This is a genomic window from Janthinobacterium sp. GW821-FHT03C10, from assembly GCF_059420865.1.
Genome location: NZ_JBWKUN010000003.1, coordinates 647720 through 667827 on the forward strand (window position 1 = coordinate 647720; position 20108 = coordinate 667827).

At 56.5% G+C, this 20108-nt stretch carries 22 protein-coding genes; 21 read left to right on the plus strand and 1 reads right to left on the minus strand.

The window, feature by feature from the left end:
- Positions 1-64 precede the first annotated feature (64 nt).
- From AC07VH_RS14110 to AC07VH_RS14125, 4 genes are all read left to right on the plus strand, one after another.
- On the plus strand, positions 65-685 hold the full coding sequence (locus tag AC07VH_RS14110) for a hypothetical protein (protein WP_494789140.1): 621 nt from the start codon (positions 65-67) through the stop codon (positions 683-685).
- Positions 678-1052 (plus strand): hypothetical protein, encoded by a 375-nt coding sequence (locus AC07VH_RS14115; RefSeq protein ID WP_489627825.1) that lies wholly within the window; start codon positions 678-680, stop codon positions 1050-1052. The genes AC07VH_RS14110 and AC07VH_RS14115 overlap by 8 nt, the downstream gene beginning before the upstream one ends.
- Positions 1030-2049, plus strand: a complete 1020-nt coding sequence (locus AC07VH_RS14120; protein WP_489627824.1) for a DUF7146 domain-containing protein — start codon at positions 1030-1032, stop codon at positions 2047-2049. Before AC07VH_RS14115 ends, AC07VH_RS14120 begins: the two co-directional genes overlap by 23 nt.
- Before the next feature lie 165 nt (positions 2050-2214).
- Entirely contained in the window at positions 2215-3276 is a 1062-nt protein-coding gene (locus tag AC07VH_RS14125) for a DUF932 domain-containing protein (protein WP_494789141.1), read from the plus strand.
- Between the two features lie 97 nt (positions 3277-3373).
- Here the strand turns inward: AC07VH_RS14125 and AC07VH_RS14130 are convergent, their stop codons facing one another.
- A complete protein-coding gene (locus tag AC07VH_RS14130; protein WP_494789142.1) occupies positions 3374-4030 on the minus strand; it encodes a S24 family peptidase in 657 nt (218 codons plus the stop codon).
- Between the two features lie 389 nt (positions 4031-4419).
- Between AC07VH_RS14130 and AC07VH_RS14135 the strand changes: the two genes are divergently transcribed.
- The 17 genes from AC07VH_RS14135 (at position 4420) to AC07VH_RS14215 (ending at position 20097) form a co-directional block, all read left to right on the plus strand.
- Entirely contained in the window at positions 4420-4767 is a 348-nt protein-coding gene (locus AC07VH_RS14135; protein WP_489627820.1) for a flagellar transcriptional regulator FlhD, read from the plus strand.
- Between the two features lie 7 nt (positions 4768-4774).
- Positions 4775-5356: a FlhC family transcriptional regulator gene (locus tag AC07VH_RS14140; RefSeq protein ID WP_489627819.1), complete on the plus strand. Its 582-nt coding sequence runs from the start codon at positions 4775-4777 to the stop codon at positions 5354-5356.
- 1810 nt (positions 5357-7166) lie between these two features.
- A complete protein-coding gene (locus tag AC07VH_RS14145; protein ID WP_494789531.1) occupies positions 7167-7676 on the plus strand; it encodes a hypothetical protein in 510 nt (169 codons plus the stop codon).
- 91 nt (positions 7677-7767) lie between these two features.
- Positions 7768-8250 carry a hypothetical protein gene (locus AC07VH_RS14150; RefSeq protein WP_494789532.1) on the plus strand — a complete coding sequence of 161 codons (483 nt, stop codon included), beginning with the start codon at positions 7768-7770 and terminating at the stop codon, positions 8248-8250.
- Positions 8251-8713: 463 nt separating this feature from the next.
- Positions 8714-10405, plus strand: coding sequence for a MobH family relaxase (gene mobH, locus AC07VH_RS14155; protein WP_494789533.1), 1692 nt, complete (start codon positions 8714-8716; stop codon positions 10403-10405).
- Between the two features lie 2 nt (positions 10406-10407).
- On the plus strand, positions 10408-12321 hold the full coding sequence (gene traD / locus AC07VH_RS14160; protein ID WP_494789534.1) for a conjugative transfer system coupling protein TraD: 1914 nt from the start codon (positions 10408-10410) through the stop codon (positions 12319-12321).
- Positions 12315-12929, plus strand: coding sequence for an IncC plasmid conjugative DNA transfer DtrJ family protein (locus AC07VH_RS14165; RefSeq protein ID WP_489627814.1), 615 nt, complete (start codon positions 12315-12317; stop codon positions 12927-12929). The genes traD and AC07VH_RS14165 overlap by 7 nt, the downstream gene beginning before the upstream one ends.
- Positions 12930-13083: 154 nt before the next feature.
- On the plus strand, positions 13084-13590 hold the full coding sequence (locus tag AC07VH_RS14170; protein WP_489627813.1) for a hypothetical protein: 507 nt from the start codon (positions 13084-13086) through the stop codon (positions 13588-13590).
- Between the two features lie 153 nt (positions 13591-13743).
- Entirely contained in the window at positions 13744-14304 is a 561-nt protein-coding gene (locus AC07VH_RS14175) for a transglycosylase SLT domain-containing protein (RefSeq protein ID WP_494789535.1), read from the plus strand.
- 59 nt (positions 14305-14363) lie between these two features.
- Positions 14364-15011, plus strand: a complete 648-nt coding sequence (locus AC07VH_RS14180) for an OmpA family protein (protein ID WP_494789565.1) — start codon at positions 14364-14366, stop codon at positions 15009-15011.
- 171 nt (positions 15012-15182) lie between these two features.
- Entirely contained in the window at positions 15183-15563 is a 381-nt protein-coding gene (locus AC07VH_RS14185; protein ID WP_489627811.1) for a hypothetical protein, read from the plus strand.
- 44 nt (positions 15564-15607) lie between these two features.
- Positions 15608-15907, plus strand: a complete 300-nt coding sequence (gene traL / locus AC07VH_RS14190) for a type IV conjugative transfer system protein TraL (RefSeq protein ID WP_494789536.1) — start codon at positions 15608-15610, stop codon at positions 15905-15907.
- A 16-nt stretch (positions 15908-15923) separates the two neighbouring features.
- A complete protein-coding gene (gene traE / locus AC07VH_RS14195; protein ID WP_076572811.1) occupies positions 15924-16526 on the plus strand; it encodes a type IV conjugative transfer system protein TraE in 603 nt (200 codons plus the stop codon).
- Entirely contained in the window at positions 16477-17283 is an 807-nt protein-coding gene (locus tag AC07VH_RS14200) for a type-F conjugative transfer system secretin TraK (protein ID WP_494789537.1), read from the plus strand. Before traE ends, AC07VH_RS14200 begins: the two co-directional genes overlap by 50 nt.
- A gap of 6 nt (positions 17284-17289) precedes the next feature.
- The gene (locus AC07VH_RS14205) at positions 17290-18672 is read left to right on the plus strand and encodes a TraB/VirB10 family protein (protein ID WP_494789538.1); all 1383 of its coding nucleotides are present in this window, start codon (positions 17290-17292) and stop codon (positions 18670-18672) included.
- The gene (locus AC07VH_RS14210; RefSeq protein ID WP_494789539.1) at positions 18656-19432 is read left to right on the plus strand and encodes a DsbC family protein; all 777 of its coding nucleotides are present in this window, start codon (positions 18656-18658) and stop codon (positions 19430-19432) included. The genes AC07VH_RS14205 and AC07VH_RS14210 overlap by 17 nt, the downstream gene beginning before the upstream one ends.
- A gap of 2 nt (positions 19433-19434) precedes the next feature.
- Positions 19435-20097, plus strand: coding sequence for a TraV family lipoprotein (locus AC07VH_RS14215; protein WP_493027838.1), 663 nt, complete (start codon positions 19435-19437; stop codon positions 20095-20097).
- The last annotated feature ends 11 nt before the right edge of the window (positions 20098-20108 follow it).

Consider the following 20108-nt stretch of genomic DNA (forward strand, 5'->3'; position numbering starts at 1 on the left):
CCCCTTTGGGACGATGCATCCCGGGAGGGACTTGCCTCGTCTCTTTTTCTTGTGCGAGGCAATCATGAGCAGATCTCAGATCAACTATTGTCGCGTCCCCCAGGATAGGGACACTTCCTTCCATCGCGCCGCGCCGCGCGCACCTGTGAGCAAGGTACCCGCGCGCGAAACGAATGATGACGCGATTGAATTTTCAGAAGAGGAGCTGGTGGCATTGCACTGGTGGCTATTGCGCAAAGTAAGTTTGCTCAGCGACCCGCGCACGCCACTGGATGAGAAATTTGAATTGGTCCGTTGGGTGTTTACGGATCCGGTTCGTGATAGGCAGCCGTTTTCCTTCGTCAATTGCATGAAGGTGGTGAGCGGCAGTCCGTTGTCGCAGCTGCCATTCATCGGCGCCATCGATGCGCAGGAGGTGCGCGATTGGATTGGTTCGCAGTTGTGCCGTTGGTTTATGACTGCGCTGCAGGACTACCCCGAGTGGGCCCGCCAAGCGGTACTGACAAAGCCAGACTGGATTTCCGAGAACTTATTCAAAAATCCACAATGGATGAATGAGCAGATCAAGCTCCATCAGTCCGATCTTTTTGCATCGCTGATTGCAGAGGACGGTGAGGAATATTTGAGTGGCCATGGCGGTAAGTCTGGACGCCAGGTAAATACGAAGGGAGGGCGCCATGCTTGATGCCTTCATTACCGCTGCATTCCCTTCCGTTCGCTTCTGTCGGGTACGGGACATCGACGAGTTGATTTACAGAATCAAGGAAAGCGAGATTGTTGTGGGGAAGGCAGGTCGTGTTTTTTACCTCGGTCAAGAACTGCGGTCAATACGCTTGTCCTTAGTGCCGGGTGGTTTTCAGGTTGATCCACAGCGTGGCCGTCCGGATAGGAGAGCGATGTCCATTACTGTAAGCGAACTGCTGTCTGGGGAAGTTGGCGTTGCCATGGATCACGGGTGGCTGTTCGCACGCCGCGTAGCCTACCCGTGCGAAGGCAAATTTTCTTGGGGCCTGACCTGGGGAGGTCAACATGATCAGAAACGAGGAATTTAACGCGCGTTTTCAGCAGGTTAAGCAGCGCGCGTTTGGGCGATGGACGGAAATTCTGCTGGCGCTGGGCGTGGACGCGAAAGTGCTCAATCAACGCAATCAGCCGTGCCCATTGGGTGATTGCGGCGGCACAGACCGGTTTCAATACACGGACAAGTTTGGCCACGGCAATTATGTTTGCCGTGGCTGCGGCGCCGGTGGCGGATTTAAATTGCTAATGGGCTGCTTGGGGCTTAGTGCTGTTGACGCGCTGAGCAGGGTAGAAGGCCATCTTGGTATGACTGCGCCGAGGGAGGCGATCTCGCTGCCACAGGACTCGCGTACAGAACGGGATGGCCTGATTCGGAGGATTCTGGCCGAAACAGTGCCAGTGACACCCGGAGATGCAGTGGACAGGTATTTGTGGAACCGGGGCATCAACCTGGAGCGGTACCCATCGACGCTGCGCATGCATCCTGCGTTGGGTTACTACGAGCGCAATGTGCTCACTGGTCAAGCCGTTGTGGTTCGGCGGTACCCTGCCATGGTGGCCTGCGTACAGGACAAGAGCGGGCGCACGGTGTCGTTGCATCGCACGTATTTGAGCAATGGCGAGAAGGCCCGCGAATGCGCGGTCAAGAAGCTGCTGTGTGCTGGCATAGGTGGCGCTGCCATTCGTCTGGCGCCATCCTCAGACGAATTGGCTGTGTGTGAAGGCATCGAGACCGCGCTGGCGGTCATGAAACGTTCGCATCAGCCAGTGTGGGCGGGGATGAGTGCCGGGAACCTGGAAAAGCTATGGATTCCGGAAACAGTCAAACGCCTACGAATTTATGCTGACAACGATGCGAATGCATTTTTTGATGGGCAGGCTGCGGCTTATAGCCTTGCGCGTCGCTACCTGAAATCTCATGCAGGAAGGACAGGGAGATCGGCCGAGGTGTTTGTGCCGAAGTCGGCTGGCGCCGATTGGGCCGAGGTGTTACTGAAGATTTCACACCGCGCGCGTCATGCGGCGTGAAGTCCCGAGAGCAAAACAGTAGATGTGGCGCGGTGGCCGTTTGGGCGCCGCATGTTGGCGCAATAGTGCGCCCACGTGGAAGTCAGTGAATTCCGCGTGCTTGACCCTGCGGGGATGCACTCCCGCCAGGGAGCTGCATCGCCCGCTTTTTTCATGGAGGTTGTGATGAAAACAGGACGTCCTTTGGAACAACTCGTCATCGAACTTGAGCGGCAGGCAGCGCTCAAGAAGGACATGATCGTGCCGGCGACGAAGCTGGTAAGCGAGACGACGGCGGCAGGGCAGTGCAATCTCGTCATTGATGAACCCTATGGCAAGAAGCGATACCTGATGAACGATTTTGCCTGCGCGCAGCTGGCAAGGAAACTGGATATACCGTTGCCGTACTTCAAGCGCATGCGTTCGTTTGATACCCAACTGCTCGATGACAACATCAATGCGTGGCTCAGAATCAATGCCACAGATAGCTATATGGTGCGGACCATGGCGGGTCGGGCCAGGGCATTCTTGTCGTCGCGCTTCCGTCGGCTCGACAACATCGATTTGGCCCACAGCATTTTACCGATCTTGCTTAAACTGCCCGGTGCCCGTTTTGAGTCGGTGGAGCTGACCGAAACCAAGATGTATTTGAAGGTCGTGAGTGCCGAGGTGACGCATGAGGTCGTGCCAGGAGACATATTGCAGGCCGGCGTCGTCGTCAGTAATTCGGAGATCGGGGTGGGGCGGCTGCGCGTGGACCCGTTGATTTATCGGCTGAAATGCAGCAACGGGCTCATCGCTTGTGAGCGCTCGATGCGAAAAAACCATGCTGGGCGTTTACTGGAGTGTGGTGATGACGTCGTACTGCAAGATGACACAGTCGAGGCCGAAGATCGCGCGATCTTTTTGAAAGCGCGGGACATGGTGCAGACCGCTGTATCGGAGACGACCTTTCAACTGATATCGGAGAAGATGCGCAAGACCATGGGCATCGCATTGACGGGCGATCCGGTGAAATCTGTGGAGGTGCTAGCGAATCGCTTCGTAATGAACGAGGCGGAGCGTGCCGGCGTATTACGCCATTTGATTGCGGAACAGCAGCTGAACGGCTACGGCTTGCTCAATGCGGTGACAGGCTACTCGCAAGAAGTGGATGCTTATGATCGCGCCACTGAATTTGAGGAGTTTGGTGGAAAAATGCTCGAATTTTCGCTTAAGGAGTGGAGCGAGGTCGCTGAAGCAAAGTAGCGTGGCATGAAATCTAACACCACGACGATTGGGTTCCCCCGGTAGCTTGGCTACCGGGGAATTTCGCTCAATGAAACATGATGCGAGTCTTGATACGTCAAAAACGATTGATATTAATGGCGGCTTTAACACGTCCTACAATTTTCAGGGTAAGCATTGCTTTTGATATTTTCACAAGAGTTGAGTTGTAGCGTTGGTTTTCGCAACGAAGTAATAGGCCTTCTCCCACGATGATTTCAATGTGTCGCACAAGGCGCCTGCCTTGGTAATCCAATAGATAGATTCCGTTGACCTCCACCTCATGGACCGTCGCATCAAAAAAAAATGGGGCGCCATCATGGATGAGCGGAGCCATGTCATCTCCTTTCATCACTCCTACTTGATTGGGGCCGGTGAACGATGCGGTTTGCCCGAGCATGTGACCGATCCAGTCAAAGGTGGGCTCTTCATCACCGTACATCTGTTCCTGAACCCGTGGCGATAGTTGTTGCTTGGGGAACGGGAGACGATGCGATGTCAATCCCAGGATCCAGTTCGCATCCATGTCGAACTGAAGGCAGACAATGGCGAGGGATTTGAGATCGGGGAGACCTGGTTTTTCTTCATCGATCCACCGCGCCACTGTTTGCAGGGCTCGGCCGGTAATCTGGCTCAGGAAGTGCTCGCGTTGTCCAGGATGTATTCCCCGCCTGTCGAGTTCTGCAATGAGGCGTTGCCGCACACCAGGGACGATATCAATGTCCAGTTCGCGCACGGCCTCTCTGGTAAGCGGGATGTTATTGCTTATTGTCACGATTTTTGTCTCCATGCAGGGGTAAAGTGAGAGACTTTGATTTATTTGTAGATTATTTGTAGCAGTTGTTACGAGTAGATTTTTATCGGGTAGAGTTTGATTTTAGGCTGGGAATCGCATTTCCTCTAGTAAAATTTTGCTAAAATGCATATAAATATTTTTATTCGATTAGCAGTTGCTATTGACCTTTGAAATTTTGCGGAGTAGTCTTTTTTTAATGTGCTATTGCCGTCGCGCGCGGTCCTCTTACCCATGACTTCGCCCATTCGTTGACCGACGTGGCAGATGTGCACAGCGGAAACCGGATGAATGACCACGCCCCGCCGTAGCGGGGCAAAGCGGGGTGGACCATGGAAGACGCGATTCGATACACGGACGTGCAGTACCTCAACTTAAATTACTTACTCACTATCCAGGTGGGTCTGAAGCAAGACCCCCTTGCCACTTGCTGCACTTTTCACCTCGACACTGCCTCCGCCGAGACGCTGGCCGCAATGAGCGTGGACTCCTTGCAGCAGCTTGCCGCTAGCATGTCGCATGAAAGCTTGTTTAAGCCGATAGGTAATTTTAAAACTCTCCTTGAAACGCCGCCCGTATTAGCCATGACGTTGTGCCGGGTCGGCGCTGTGGATACGGATGCAACCCGCGGACCATCGCGTGCCAGCCAGGCCACTGCGGCCCGTGCGCGCGTTGCATAGGTGACGTATGGCGTACGAACATGCTGAGCGACACATTCAGGCCCTGCAGCTTGCCAAATCCTGCGTCGAACAGGGCGCGCGCATGAAAACCGTCGCCTATTTGACCGGATTGAGTGCATCACTGCTACGGGAATATTTCTACAATGACCGGGCGGCCACCGGCGGTCGATGGCCTAGCTCGCAGGATTGGTACCACATGGCGACCGTGGTGCAACGTGCCGAGGCGTCACTGATCGCTACTATTTTTCATTTCCTGCGTACGCAACATGCATGCTCGGCACGCAAGGCCATGGTGTACGCCTATAAAATGTATCGAGAGCGATGGACTGGCCGGTCCAGCATTTCGTTTGACCGAGCTTTCGAGCTGATCGCTAGCGTAGAGGGCATTTGGACCCACCATTCATCGCAGTTGGCGCTGCATACCTGCCCGCGTTGCCGCTGCCGCTATCTGATCGCACTCGGGGATACCTCGGCGGATCACTCCGGATGTGTGTTCTGCAAGCTCGTTAAACGGTATGCCACTGATTCCCGTATTCAATCGAGCTTTGCCGGCAACCCTGACTTGCGCCTGAATGTAGAGAAAAATTAGTCATGGCATGGTTTTTTCTGCGTTCTTTGTAGTGATGCCCTGATAGTTTTGTATTGCGATCCAACATCAGGCTTGAACCCATAACAAACTCCTTGCTTGCCATTAAAGCAATAATATCGTACACTGAGCTATTCAGATCGTCCGCTATCGGCCAGAAGCGGGCCTTTGTATTGCCTGTGGTATTTCATTTTTCTCTTTGATAGGTGGGCGGCTCAAGTGAGTAAACAGACTGGCCTTGTATGGCCGAGTGGGGACTGCAAACCTATCATCGCTACCCTGCGCACTCCAGTTGAGCTAATCGTTGATACTGATGCCACCATCTTTAGAGATAAAGATGACCTCGACTGGTTCGAGGGGGCCTATGTACAAATTGATGGAGTGGGGACGGTTTTGATCATGAGGCACGACAACAGCCCATCGGGACTAACAGCTCTATATGTGGATGCCTCCTGCCATGTCCATTCAGCAGTTACGCTGCTGGTGCAATTTTTCGGATTATCCCCGAAAGATGTCAAGTGGCAGACTAAGGCATGAAGCCGGCATGATTCCATTTGCCGACGAATATTTGTTCAGCTAACGGCCAACAGCGGGCATTTATGGATAGCATGAATTTTAAAGTACGCCCTCGATATGCGAGCGTCCCGGCGCTTGCTTTCGCAGCAGGATGTGTCCCCGTCTCCAAAATCGCGCTGATGTACTGGCAGTACCGGCTGCCGTGGCCCTTCCCTGAATTTATTGAGCCAATTTCCCTCTTTCTGGCACTGGGTGCTGCAGTTCTCACCGTAAGCTATTTTTCCTATTCTTTGGTGAGGAAACTGCTTTGGGTTGTGGCCGTTAGCGTTTGGTCTTGCTTAGCGTACCTTATTGTTTCATTTGTACCTGGCTGTATGTGGGCACCTGCGTGCCTCTAAGGTCCGCATCGGCCAGATCGAAATTGTCCGCTTCGGGGCGGAAGCTGTCTCACATGAACGGCGGCAACCGGCCAGAAGCAGCCATTGGAAAGCACTCAGAGCAATGAATGGAAAGAATTGATGGTTCGACTTGACTGTTCTGGCATCACCTTCGCCTCGCAACTTGACGAACGACATTTGTTCGAGTGGGGCATGCAAATTTCGGGCACGCTTCGGTGGGAGCAAGATACTCTTGTGATGAGGTCATCGAATCTCAATCAAGCGTCCTTACGGGACTTGCTAGCACTTTTTTCTCGGTATCAAATACCCATGAAGCAGCTGGCTCAGTTTAGAAATATCAGGAATGAAGGTTGGTTTGCTGCTCCGAAAATGTATTGGTACAAACAGGTTTTCGGCTAGGCGGCAACCGGCCAGTAGCAGACATTCGGCAGAACTAAGCTTCAGCCACTATAAGATAAAGCAGAACGCGATTAGCAGCACATTACTATGTAGAGTTCGAGACCTTAGGGAAAAAGCCAACTCAATTGGAGTTCAGGTCCCTTAGCGAGGATGATGTTCTGACGTTCTCGATTGTCAATCTGAAGCCTGAATCGGACCTTTTTGTCGCGTGCCTCGGCGACGGCATCGACTATGGCAATTTTATAATTAACGTAGATGCACAAGGTCGAGCCACGGTACAAGCACACGAGCATCGAGGGTTTTTTGTGGATGGATTGACCGTCGAGACTGCAATAAATGCACTGAAGTACTGGTTGCCGCTGCAGGTGAGAACACCTGAAATCCAGTGGATGGGCCAATGATTCATCACTAAATTTAGGCGGCATTCGGCCAGAAGCGGTCGTTCGACAAAGCGTTCGGGGGCAGAACGGTCGAGCTTTTTTGAATACTGGAGAATTTCAATGGCTGTATGGCAATTCAAGTTCACCTTGATTCCCGCAAGACGGATTGTCGAAGTACATGGCAAAGTGCCTGATTTCCTGCTTCAGTTTGCTGCTGTTGTGCCAGACGCAAGTTTCGATGATGAAATGGTTTGGCCAAATTATTGGGAAGGCGTAGACAAATCTGCCATACATGCCCTCGCGAAGAGTGTATTGCCCGTAGCTGATTCTTGGAGCGCTGAGGCGACTATGTATGGCAATTCTAAAACAGACGACATACAGGTTTGGGACGATTCCGTTGACGTTCGTCTGGATTGTTCAAATCTGAATATCAGGCTGCTTGAAAGCATCGTTGCTATTGCTGATGACTGTGGGTACTGCATAGTACTGTGCGAAGGGGGACGAGTTATCGCTCCCATAGTGGAACAAGTGACAGAAGCCCTGAAAGCATCGTCTGCATCCAGATTCGTCAAGGATCCAAACGCATTTCTCGCTTCCAGCGATCGAATTTTCCAAGCTAGCATTGGTTAGGAAAGGTCGGCTGTGGGGCGGAAGCTGTCTCACATGAACGGCGGCAACCGGCCACAAGCAGACATATTTACGTGACTTGCAAGCCTGAACAATGGACAAACAATATTTGGAAGAAGTCGAGGCCTGCGGCCTCTTCGGTGAAGGCGTGTGCGAAATCTGTGGGATGCAAGGAGCTCATCCGGCTTGTGATAAGTGGGTCATCGAAGCTGATCGAAAAGTTCAGCAGCGCGAATCAGAATTCCTTGAACGATATTCTCTTCATGGCCGACGCGGAAGCGTTGGCCACAATTCAAAAGACTCTCTCGACCAAGCCGTCAGAGCGTTACAGCGGCACCTTGGCCGACCGGTTGAGTGCGACCTGAGTTATTCAATTGAAGGTGACTCATGGTGGTTCATACCTGAAGGTTGGATCGGTATGATTGGTTTTATTGTTGAAAAGCAGTGCTTGACTATTTTTCCTTTGGGATCAGGATTAGTTGGCCGCAGCAAACTGAGCTTCACTCCATCCGCCTGGTGCGGCATTACGGCATATCTGGCTGGGCAGGTAGAACCGGCTGGTCGATCAACGCGTTGAACGAGCGGAGAGATGAGACGCAACCATCCGGATCTTGCGGTTGGGAAGGTCTGCTTCGGGGCGGAAGCGGACGTACACGGCAGTCAGCGACAGGATTGCGAACGTGCTTTCAGCAGGGGTACGCCTTTGGCTACGGTAGTGCCGGCCGATATGCTCGGGTCCAATATCGCGGCTCACCTTCTTGTACATTTAGCATTGTCAAAGCAAGGCGCTTGTTAATCGGTGATCGAGCCGTGTGTCGATGAATGATCGCAGCGGAGGGCGGGCTTTCACCTGGATGTAAGTCGATCTGCATAGCCATAATGCTCACCTAGCCAAGTGAGTGATTCTTATGGCCGGTGTGAATATCCTCAAGTACCTGGGTTGGCTTGGCCACGATCACCAATGTGATCGCGGCCGGCAGGCCGCGCCCATCTGTCCGCAACGTTCACTGCCCCAACCCGCTCAAACGCGTGACGGCGGGATGCGTCCCCGTAGTGTCGATGCGATCTTGGACGATAATCGGGATATCCTGGGGCGCATTAAATTGGCTTATGGCGGCGATGCGAATGCCTTTGCCAAGGAAATGCTTCCGCTCATCAGGAAGTACATCGCTTACGTGAACGTAATGCCTGCGACGCAGGACAGTTTTTTTGCTCGCCCAGGAGGTTTAGCACGCCTGGGGCTGGAGACGGCGTTCTTTGCATTACAAGCGACCGATTCGCAGATTTTTGCTGGCAGAGCGACGATTTCTACTCGTCGACAGTTGGAGCCACGCTGGCGCTTCGGCACCTTCGCCGCAGGCCTATGCGCATACCTCTACCGCGCGTTAGACACTGTTGTCGTGAGTGACGCGCATGGAACCGTGTGGCAACCATACCTGACATCCCTCGGGGAATGGATCCACAAACACGAGGTTGGCCGTCTGTTTGTAAAATGGGGGGAGGCCAGGCAGGAATGCCGCTCCCTGTCGTTGTTCGCGCTACCGATGATCCTGCCGACCGACACGTTGGCCTACCTGACCCAGGACGGCTCGACGATCGTCGCCCACATGTTTGCGGCGATCAGTGGTGAGGTGAGGTATCAAGATCATAATGTCATTGATCATCTCGTCAATCGAGCATCGACTTTGGTGATACACCGCGACTTGCGCGACGCAGATGCGCCGGCAGGTAGGGCGCGGGCGAGAGCCTACCTTGCGAGGTTTCTCCTGAACGCGATGCGCGAGTTGGTGCAGTCTCATCAGGGATGGGTGCCCAATTCGGATCGGTCCCGCATGTGGCTTGGGCGGGATGGTTTGTTTCTGGTGTGGCCGAACGGTATCAGCGACGTACTCACCTTGCTGCAAGACGAGGGATTGTATGGCTTGCCGGCCTCGCCAGTAGATGCCATGGAAATTTTGAACGATGCCGGGATCGTCCTGCCAAGGAATTCAGACGAATGTGACTGTGTTTGGTCTATCCGGCCACCAGGTGCCCCCGAACCCTTGGAGGCGTTGAAGTTGGTGACGCCAGGTTGTGTCCTTGCTGTCTTACACCCGTCACCAGTGGCGCTGGACATGAACATTGCTCTCAGTGGATCGCATGAGGAGGAGCGCACCACGGAGAGTGATATCAAGCTGCGGCAGGCGAGGGCGACACCATCCCAGGCTCAGGAAGAGTGCCCTGCGCCAGAGACCCCTCCGGATGCTAGTGATCGTCAGTTGTCGCTGCCAACCATCCCACCCATCCCTGCAGTTGCGGGGAGTGCCGGTATCGAACCACGTACAGATGGCCGCCAAGGAAAGGCAAAGAAGGTCAAACATACTGAACCAATTCAGTCGGCAATCGGGAACTACTCGTTACGCGCACCGATTCGATTGAATCCAGGTGTTGCCAAGATACTGCAAGCGATCGTGCAGACTCTCAATGATACGAGCTTGCCTCCGGCATGCTATCCCATGGCGTCAGGCCTGTTTGTCCCCTTGGATGTCTTCGCGGCGCGACAGGCGGATGCGAAGATGGCGCTACGTGCACTTGCCGATGCCAACATGCTGGTCACAGGGCCAGCAGGATCCGAGCCTGTTGAGCATCACAACTTACATGGCAAGGTGTTGGCCGGTATAGTCATCGCACGCCAATTCATCGAGGGCATGGATGGAGCAGGGGAGCCCCCAATCAATTCGAACGCAGGTTGACCATGTTGCTGCGACAGTACGAAATGCCATGGCGTGGCCCCGTTGAGGCGGCTGCCGCTCTGGCATGGATGCTCGCCGCCGCCATTTTTTGCTTTCTGATACCTGATCATTTGCCACCACGTGCAGGTTTTCTTCTCATCTTTTGTTCAATACTCATAGCATTGATCCGCTGCCGGCAAGCCTTGCGCGTCATACGTACTCGTGCCGCGTTGTCTGGCCGCGCGATGGAAATGGTGCCAATTTCCCGGCTGGCGACATGGACAGGCGATCCTGAACAGGTCGTGTTTGGGCTGGGCTTTATCTGGCTGCCGCTACACTCACAGCGCCTCTACGAGTTGATCAAGATCGACTACCGCGCAATGACCATTTCTCCCTGGCTCATACGGGCGCTGGGATATCAGCCCAATCCACAATCCGACGCAGAGATTGGCCTACCCTGGATTCATGGTGTCGAGTCGGACGAGCGCTTGTTGATGCGGCCCTTGCAGAACTTTGAAGGTGGAACCTTGGTGGTCGGAACCACTCAGTCGGGTAAAGGGGTATGCCTTGGCTGGTTGATTTTTCAAGCCATTCGACGTGGCGACGTCGTCATTATTATTGATCCGAAAAATTCACGCCGCCTCAAGCGACTGGTCATGAAGGCATGTCAACTGTATCGCGAGCCAGACAGCTTTCTTTGGTTTCATCCGGCCTTTCCGGAAACGGGTGTTCGTCTCGACTTCACGTTCAATTGGCAAAAACCTACCGAAGTCGCTTCCCGTATTCAGTCGATCATGCCGCCGGACACAGCGGGAACGTTCAGCGCATTTGGTTGGGACGCGGTGAATGTGGTCGTACAAGGGATGGTGCAGCTGGAGAGGCGCCCGAATTTGGCAAAGTTGAAGCAATATATTGAAGGTGGCGTCGAACCCATCCTGGAACAGGCGCTCGAGCGTTTTTACGAAGAGCTCCTTGGCATGCAGTGGCGTAGCACACCTGAGATGGTGCGCTTGCTGGATAAAGCACGACGAGGCCAGATTAAATCGCCGACGCCGGCCGCGAGTCATGAACTGTTGGCGTATGTGACGTACTACGATCACCACGTCCATGAGGCTCGGCGTGATCCGGTGATCAGTTCGCAAGTCCGGGTATTTCAGCATAATCGCGAACATTATCAAAAAATAACCGCCAATCTCTTACCGATCTTGTCCATGCTGACATCCGGAGACCTGGGGAAAAGCCTGTCTCCGGATCCGTTTGATGCCGATGACCAGCGCCCGATCATGAATCTGGAAAAGATCGAGCGCGCGGGACATGTACTGCTGCTGTGTCTGGATTCGTTGCCAGATCCTTCCGTTGCAACGGCAATCGGCGCCATGGCGCTTGCCGACCTGGCGGCCCGCTCAGGAATTCGCTACAACCTGGGAGGAGAGCGGCGCATTTCCCTGTTTGTGGATGAGCTGTCGAACGTGATCAATCAGCCGTTGATTGAAATACTGAACAAGGGGGCAGAAGGAGGGCTGTATACCACGGCCGCGATGCAGACGATTGCCGACCTGGCAAAACGCCTTGGCAGCCAGGAGGCGGCACGCATGGCATTGGGGAACTTAAATAACCTCATCGCTTTCCGAACAAAGGATCAGCCCACTCAGGAGTTCATCAATGAAACACTGGGGCAGACCACCATCCATAACATGAAAGTGGGGCATAACACGGCCAGAGATGGCCATTTCACGGATTATACGGCGGTCGATTCAACGCAGTTGAGCGAGGAAGTCAACGAGTTGGTGCCGCCATCGATCCTGGGTAAGCTGCCCAATTTGCAGTTTTTCGCCTCAGTTTCCGGCGGCCACGTGTACAAGGGACGGTTTACGCTGATCAACCCTGGCGTGGACGATGCTAGCCTTGAAGAGAAGGAAAAGGGGGAGACATGCTGATTCGGTTGACGGCCATTGTTTCGCTGAGCGTGCTCCTGATTCTGGTGCTGTACCTGCCGTCAGCCTTTCCCCCGCAGCGATTTGTCGCGCAGATTCGGGCAGAACATATCGCCAGTGCGGATTGCTGGGGGAGTCCGTATGCACGCCGCGTGTTGAGCCGATTGTTTGAGTATCAAGCTGCATTGGCCATCGAACCGGGATCGGTTCCCACCCACGAGGTGAAGGGGGATCCGGTCGCACAACCCATCGCCAATAGCCTGGGGCGGGTACGTCTGCAGCTTTTTCAGAGCAGCTATTTCCGCTCGCTCGATACGTTGATCATGCTGGCGCTGTATCGACTGGCCGGCCTTGTACAGTGGTGGTCAACGTTCGTGGTGCTGATGACAGCCTGTATCGTGGACGCTTTGGTGCGCCGGCGAATTAAACGCCTGGAATTCGCCAGGCAGCACCCGGAGTGGTTCGCGGCAGCGATGGGGATAGCGATTTTTCTAGTTTGTCTGCTGGCTGTCGCGTGTGTGCTGCCTGTTCAATTGTCCCCGTTTCTGCTACCTGCCATGTTGTTCGTGGTTGCGTGGCTGGCCGGGCAAATGGCAGTGCACTATGCGTGAGCGTCCCATTCACAGCCCTGCAGCCATCGCTACCTATCGAAGGGAAACTAGGTTAATCCAAATAGTCCACAAAAAGCGCGATCTTTTGGACAAACATTGATTCTGCGATGCGCTAGCATGATGTCTACGTAATCACTTTTGATTTCGAGTTGCCATGAATACTGAATATCGTTCGATGCCGTCCTCATCCTCTGCTCACAAGGCCGCTACGCATCGTTCTGCGGCCTCATCGACGGGGTGTGAGGAAACGGTCGGTACGCTGGTATGGCTGGAGGAATTTCATCAGCTCGATCAGCTGTTCAACCATCATCACAATTGTTCGCCAAAATTGCGGCACCCCGATCTGATTAGTGCTTGTATTGCGAGAGTGTTTGCGCAGCCGGAACCCGCCAAGCATATTTTTTCGTTTTTGCATACCCGGATGGTGTTGCGCGACCAACGCATGCCGCGTCGACAAGAGGAAATCTGGCGCGCCCAGTATGTATTGTTGCTGGCGCTGCAGAAGTCAGAAATGAATCGGCATCCCCATCCTCGATTCGATCTGGGACAGTTTACGACCGCGTGCATCGCCCTGGCTCTGCTGGAAGACGGGGCGCAAAGCAAAATATTTGAACAGGCACGCCGCAATATCGCCGAGCGAGCAGTATCCCACCTGCCATAAAGGACAGATCGTAAGGCATACCGCAAACGGATATGCGACCCGAAGTGACCTTGCCAGGCTGATGCCAGGCTTACCCGATCTACACCCTTATTGGTCCGGCGTCTGCGCGCGCCGGGTGGATCAACGCTTTCGGGGGCATGCCTGCTCTTTGCCATGGAACGGTCTCTTTCGTGCTTCATCGCGATCCTCGTTGTTTGTCCGGGTTCTGCCTGGGCTTGCTGGGATCAAGCCGCCATTCGCCACAATGTGCCGGCACCGCTGCTCTATGCGATTGCTCAAGCGGAATCGTCACTGGATCCGAACGCAGTCAATCGCCGCCATCTGCGCCAAACTGGTACCGTGGATATCGGTTATATGGGTGTCAGTTCTGATCCACGGGTCCTGCGCAATTTGGGGGTGACCGAGCAAGACCTGCATGAGCCCTGCAAAAACATTCATGCTGGCTCCCGTATTCTCGTGGAAAAGCTGCACAGGTACGGCAATACCTGGGAGGCGATCGGAGCATACAACGCCTCGTGTACCAAACTGGATGCGGCCCAATGTCAAGCTACGCGCACCCGCTACGCCTGGCGCGTATACGGCTTTCTCACCAATACCAGGCTGCCGGCAATACGCCGCGCTACACCGCGGGACAAGTACCGGACTCAGAAAAACACGCGAGCTGAATCGGTCGCCCCAACGCAGCCTGCTCTGGTGGCAGTGGGGCTGACATGAGACGCTCTTTTGCTCATGCCACACGAGCCGCCACAGGAGTGGCTGCAGCCTGCTTGCTGATGGCCTCCTGCGAAAATGTGCCTACCCAGCCACAACCTGCAGGACTGTCTTCCCGCGCAGCCACGCATGGGGCCCACCTGCAGCACATCACCCAGTTGCACTACGGTAGACAAGCACACTACGGCCTGTGTATCGATCCAGCTTGCCCTACGCGTACGCCCAAGACGCTGGCAAGACGGGATGCGCACATTGAAGAGGTGCCGCACACCACGATCGCGGCAGCCAGCGCCCAACAGACACTGGCTGGGACAACCGCGGGAACTGGTGCGGCGAACGACAATGATTTGTCCGATGTCACCGAACTTGCGGTGTACTTTGCGCCGGGATCTTCCCGTCTGGATAGAACGGCGCAACACGCTCTGCAGCAATTTCTCACGCTGGTACAGCCAGCGTCCCATATTCGTATCGCGGGCAGAACAGACAACACCGGTACGCCTGCCTTGAACGATGCCATTGCCCGCCAGCGCGCGGCCAGGGTCGAGCGCTATCTGCGCCGCCATCTACGCGTGCCTGCTGTCCAGCTTGAGGTGGAAAGCAGCGGCGCTTGCTGTTACGCCGCCGCCAACGCGACCGAAACGGGCCGCCAGAACAACCGGAGGGTAGAGCTCAGCCTCACCGCCGACGCACCTCGGCAGGTGCAGAGATGAGAACCCCAACTCACCTGATCAACCTGACTTCGGCACGGGTAACGTGCCGGCCGGGCAAGATCGCGTGGCAATGCCCCGTCCGTGGTCCCCCTACGCCGCCATGCCGCATCACCTGGCCGCCCGCACAGACAGTTTTAGGCAATTTTCTTCACGATCACGATTGGAATGCACATGAACACCCTGCAATACGTCACCGTTCTCCCTTTCAAACAACACGGCAAGCGGCCGCTTGGCCTGCGCGTCTCCACTGCGGCCAAGGTCCTGGCACTGCTGACCCTGATCACCCTGGGCCTGCTCGCTGCGATCCCCGCTACCGCCATCGACCTCGTCGCGTTCACCGGTATCACCGGCCCGCTGACGTCGGCGCTGACGCAATTGGCCGCACTGGCCCCTGGCGTGAAAGCACTGGTCGGCTTCATCGGCTTCGTGGTGGCCCTGATCTCGCTGACCGCCCTACGTAATTTCAGTCCGGTGCTGTTCTACATCGGCCTGGCGATTTTCGGCGCGGTTGGGCTGATCATCGGCGGCTCCATCATGGGCGCCACGATCTGAACCAGGCCAACCGATACGCTGCACATCGACGAAAGGAGGACGCCATGCAAGCCGATACCTATATTCCCCGGCGGCTAGACGACCAGTGGAAGATTGGCCTCTGGGACTTTGATGTTGCCTTTCCGGTCCTCCTTTCCATCTTTGTCGGCTATCTGGCCAGCAGCAAACTCGGATTTTTCCTCGCGGTCTGCGCCGGTGTTGCCGTGTCGCGCTGGCTCAGCCGCAAAAAAGCGGACAAGCATCCGGCCTTTGTCCTGCACTGGGCGTATTGGTACCTGCCTGTCAGCCCGTTGACGTCCATGCGCGCGACCCCGCCTTCGCATATCCGCAAGATGGTCGGGTAGTACCAAGGAGAGCACCGTGAAATTGGAAACCTATCAGGATGACCTGGGTGCACTACGGCGCCGCGTATTTGACCAGCGCCTGGCCATTGGCATCCTTTCCGTTTGCCTGATGCTGGCGTTGACCATCATTGTCCGCATCGCGGGCACGGAACGCACTGTCATTGTTCCGCCGGCTATCAATAAAACGTTCTGGATCGAGGATGGTAAGGCCAGCAACGATTACCTGGTGCAGATGTCCGGCTATATCGCCTACCTGATGCTGGACGTCACGCCGAAGTCGATCGAATGGAAGAAGGACATGCTGCTCAGCTGGTGCCTGCCGGAGAACGCCGGCAGCATCAAGACCCGCCAGGATCTGGAGGCGGCAAGACTGAAGAAGCTCAATGCGAGCACGTACTTCCAGATGCAGCAACTGGTACCTGACGAAGAAACGCAATCGGTCACGATGACCGGCTATCTCAAAACCCAGGTAAACGGGGCCAATACCTCCGACAACCTCAAGACCTACCGCGTGGACTTCGCCTTCAGGGGCGCGCGCGTGCATTTGAAAGATTTCAAGGAGTTGAAAGATGGAAAACCGGATACTGCCACTGGCGTGGCTGCTGCTGGGGCTCGTTGAGCTGCCCGCCTGGGCCGTACAGACCAGAGAGGTCAGGGACGGCGCCACCATCGAGGCGGTCATCGCCGCACATGAACCCACGCGCATCCGCATCGAGGGCGCCAAGATCATCGACGTCGTTGGCAACATTTACTCGAGCAGCAACTGTGCTCCCAAACCGACTGACGCCAGCCTGCCCGTGGCGCCAGGTGGCGTTACTGCCGTCAATCCCGGCGGCCAGCTGTCGCTTGCCTGCGACCTGGCCAAAGGCGAAATCTATATTCAACCGGTGGGCACTGCTGCCAAGCCGATCAACCTGTTTATTTCGTCCGCCACGGCCACCTATACCTTGCGCCTGAACCGCGCGGAGGTTCCTGCAGACACCATCGTGATCTCAGACAAGTCGGCCAGACGCCCGGTCAAGGCAGCCAATGCCGGCGGGGCGGCGCCGGGGAGGTCCGCCACATTCATCCGCTCCCTGAAATCGATGCTGATGTTCATGGCTTCCGAGCAGGTGCCCGACGACGTCCGGATGGAAGAGCGCGACGAAGCGCGCCTGCTGTGGGCGGAAGCGGAAATGAAGCTCATCCGCCAGTTTGAAGGCCGTGGCCTCATCGGCGAGACCTATGCACTGAGCAATATCAGCGGTGCGCCGCTGGTGCTCGCAGAACAGGAATTTGACCGCGACGATGGCGATGTCCTGGCCGTCGCCATCGACAACCTCAACTTGCGTCCGAATGAAAGCACGCGAGTCTATGTCATCAGGGCAGGGGAGTGAGCCGCCATGCGCATCATGCAAACATTGAAATCCTGCACGGCACGGTTGACGCCCAGGCAGCAGCAGTACCTGGCCGCCGCCAGTATCGTGACAGCCTGCATTGGCGTCCTGTGGGCGGTACTGGCCTATTCCGAGTCCGGCAGCCCCGCCCGGCAGCTTCCCAAGTCGACCGACAAACGCGCCACCGTCAATGTGGATGGTGCCAGCATGATGGTGCCGGGCCAGATATCGCCAGAAGATCAATGGGTCGGCAATGCAGGCAAGAAGCTGGCCCAATATGACAGTGACAAGGAAGCGCAAGACAAAATCAACAGTGATCGCAAGGCCGTCGAAGCAGCCTTGCTCAAGCGCCTGGCGGATCTGGAAGCAAAAACGGCCGCCACGGCAGAACAAGGGCCGCCACCAGCGCCGCCCGCGTCCGTCACGCCGCCCATTCCCCAGCCACCGGCGCCGGCTCCGTTGCAGTACCCTCCAGGCACGCCACTCGGTGGCAACGTGCCGCCAGGACCGCCCGCCACCGACGTAGCCAGTGGCAACACCGGCGTACTGCGGCCAAACGAGCCACCGGAGACGCCCGCCCCCATGATTCGCGTCTCCCTGGGCGCAGCGACAGACTCCAGCGGGAACACCGGGGCCGCCAAGGAGGCCGGGGCCAATGTGGTGAAACCAGTAAATACGCTGGACGACTTTCTCCCAGTCGGCGTCCTGCCGGGAGAACTGCTCGGCGGGATCGATGCGCCGACGGGCGGCCAGGCCCAAAGCAATCCGCTGCCGGCACTCATCAAGATTTCAGCCGCCGCCATCCTGCCGAATCAGTTCCACGCGGACGTCAAGGAATGCTTTGTGGTTGCCTCCGGCTATGGCGACATCAGTTCCGAGCGCGCGTACCTGCGCACTGACGTGCTCTCCTGCATCCGCTACGACCGCTCGGTGGTCGAGGTCAAGATCGAGGGCAACATCTTTGGGGAGGATGGCAACCTGGGGCTGCGCGGCACGCTCGTCTCCAAACAGGGGCAGCTGCTGGCCAACAGCCTGCGCGCCGGGATCGTCAGCGGCATCGGCCAGGGTTTTGCACAAGGCAACACCTCATTTACGACTTCGCCGTTTGGCACCCTGTCGACAACAACCGGCGGCACCGGCGATCAATTCCGCCGCGGCATTGGCAACGGCATGGGGAGCGCGCTCAACAACCTGGCCAACTATTACATCCGGCTGGCCGAACAGACGTTTCCCGTCATCGAGGTACATGCGGGCCGCAAAGTGGACGTGGTGCTGACCCGTGGCGTGCGTATTCCCGCGCGGCCCATGTCACGCAGTGACGCGGACCGGCAGGATCGGCTCGGCCTTGCCGAGCGCACGATGGAGGTTCCCAATGATGATACCGACTAGACTGGCCCTCGCCGCTCTCACCTGCGCCGCTACATTGGTCGCCCACGCCAGTACGGCCGAGGACACATTGCTCGCCGCGCTGAGGCGATCCTATCCCGGCACGGCCTTTGATACTGTCACGGCGACGCCGATCCCCCGCGTCTTCGAGGTGTGGATGGGAGAGAACGTCGGCTTTGTCGCCGATACCCGCCCTGACTACATGATTTTTGGCCGCCTGGTCGATTTGCGCGCCATGCGCGACATGACCGCACCGAAACTGCAGCAGCGGAGCAATGCCGCCAACCCGGCAGCGCCGACGGCAGCGGCTATCGATGTACGCCAATTGCCGTTGGCCGATGCGATCGTCTCTACGCAGGGCAAGGGCGAACGCGTCCTTTATCTCTTCACCGATCCGCATTGCTCGTATTGCCGCCAGCTCGAACCGGAACTGGCGAAAATCCCGAACCTGCGCATCTACAACTTCATGGTGCCGTTCCAGGACCAGGTTTTACCTCTGCGCATCTGGTGTGCTACCGACCGCATCGCTGCCTGGCGCAGCGCCGTCAGCGGCACCTTGGACGGGCAGGGCGCACCAGCCCAATGCGCCCATCCGCTCGACCGCAACCTGGCCCTGGCCAGCAAATTGGGCGTACAGGGCACGCCGACCCTCTTCTTTGCTGATGGCGCACGGGAAACCGGTTTTATCAGTGCCAGCGAAATCGAGGCCCATCTGGCGCAGGCCGCGTCGCGCCACCAAGCCAGCAAGAACCCAAAGGAGTAATCATGCAACTGAATCCATCGATTTCATTCTGTGCCACAAACCTGTCCGTCACAGCGGTTTGCCTGACGATCCTGGCCGGGTGCGGCGACATGACAGGCCTGGGCGGCAAGTCCGAATATGCCTGCAAGGCGCCGGAAGGCGTGCAGTGCAACTCCGTATCCGGCAATTACTACAACTCGTTGACATTGGGCGGCGGCGCGGCGGCCAAAGGGGCAGCTGCCAAGGGCAGGCCACCTGCAGCCCCGCGCAGCATGTACACGATGGCCAAAGCGGCCTCCAGCGGCAGTTCCATGCAGGGACTGCCTGCGTTCGAACCCGCCGCACTGCGCTCGCCGCCGCGCGTCATGCGGCTCTGGATCAAGCCGTGGGAGGACAGCGACCATGATCTCCACGATCAGTCCTTTGTCTACCTGCAGACAGACTCTGGCCGGTGGCAGATCGCCCACGCGCAGCGGCAGATCCGTGATGCCTTTGCTCCCCTGAAACCGCCCGCACCTCAGCAGGCGTCATCTTCGGGTACTGCGTCTCCCTCTGGACAGGCCAACTCCGGCGCCGAAACACGGCCAACCTTGCCGCCAGCGGGAGCGCTTGCCGATCCTCCCATCGGGACCGTCACGACGGTTCCAGAAGGCGCGCCGTCTCCAGCGTCGGCGACAAGCCAATAGCGGTATTGCAT

Excerpts from the sequence above, each read along its gene's own strand:
- AC07VH_RS14110 (WP_494789140.1), top strand. The coding sequence starts at position 65 with ATGAGCAGATCTCAGATCAACTATTGTCGCGTCCCCCAGGATAGGGAC.
- AC07VH_RS14115 (WP_489627825.1), top strand. The coding sequence starts at position 678 with ATGCTTGATGCCTTCATTACCGCTGCATTCCCTTCCGTTCGCTTCTGT.
- AC07VH_RS14120 (WP_489627824.1), top strand. The coding sequence starts at position 1,030 with ATGATCAGAAACGAGGAATTTAACGCGCGTTTTCAGCAGGTTAAGCAG.
- AC07VH_RS14125 (WP_494789141.1), top strand. The coding sequence starts at position 2,215 with ATGAAAACAGGACGTCCTTTGGAACAACTCGTCATCGAACTTGAGCGG.
- AC07VH_RS14135 (WP_489627820.1), top strand. The coding sequence starts at position 4,420 with ATGGAAGACGCGATTCGATACACGGACGTGCAGTACCTCAACTTAAAT.
- AC07VH_RS14140 (WP_489627819.1), top strand. The coding sequence starts at position 4,775 with ATGGCGTACGAACATGCTGAGCGACACATTCAGGCCCTGCAGCTTGCC.
- AC07VH_RS14145 (WP_494789531.1), top strand. The coding sequence starts at position 7,167 with ATGGCTGTATGGCAATTCAAGTTCACCTTGATTCCCGCAAGACGGATT.
- AC07VH_RS14150 (WP_494789532.1), top strand. The coding sequence starts at position 7,768 with ATGGACAAACAATATTTGGAAGAAGTCGAGGCCTGCGGCCTCTTCGGT.
- mobH (WP_494789533.1), top strand. The coding sequence starts at position 8,714 with ATGCGTCCCCGTAGTGTCGATGCGATCTTGGACGATAATCGGGATATC.
- traD (WP_494789534.1), top strand. The coding sequence starts at position 10,408 with ATGTTGCTGCGACAGTACGAAATGCCATGGCGTGGCCCCGTTGAGGCG.
- AC07VH_RS14165 (WP_489627814.1), top strand. The coding sequence starts at position 12,315 with ATGCTGATTCGGTTGACGGCCATTGTTTCGCTGAGCGTGCTCCTGATT.
- AC07VH_RS14170 (WP_489627813.1), top strand. The coding sequence starts at position 13,084 with ATGAATACTGAATATCGTTCGATGCCGTCCTCATCCTCTGCTCACAAG.
- AC07VH_RS14175 (WP_494789535.1), top strand. The coding sequence starts at position 13,744 with ATGGAACGGTCTCTTTCGTGCTTCATCGCGATCCTCGTTGTTTGTCCG.
- AC07VH_RS14180 (WP_494789565.1), top strand. The coding sequence starts at position 14,364 with ATGGCCTCCTGCGAAAATGTGCCTACCCAGCCACAACCTGCAGGACTG.
- AC07VH_RS14185 (WP_489627811.1), top strand. The coding sequence starts at position 15,183 with ATGAACACCCTGCAATACGTCACCGTTCTCCCTTTCAAACAACACGGC.
- traL (WP_494789536.1), top strand. The coding sequence starts at position 15,608 with ATGCAAGCCGATACCTATATTCCCCGGCGGCTAGACGACCAGTGGAAG.
- AC07VH_RS14200 (WP_494789537.1), top strand. The coding sequence starts at position 16,477 with ATGGAAAACCGGATACTGCCACTGGCGTGGCTGCTGCTGGGGCTCGTT.
- AC07VH_RS14205 (WP_494789538.1), top strand. The coding sequence starts at position 17,290 with ATGCGCATCATGCAAACATTGAAATCCTGCACGGCACGGTTGACGCCC.
- AC07VH_RS14210 (WP_494789539.1), top strand. The coding sequence starts at position 18,656 with ATGATGATACCGACTAGACTGGCCCTCGCCGCTCTCACCTGCGCCGCT.
- AC07VH_RS14215 (WP_493027838.1), top strand. The coding sequence starts at position 19,435 with ATGCAACTGAATCCATCGATTTCATTCTGTGCCACAAACCTGTCCGTC.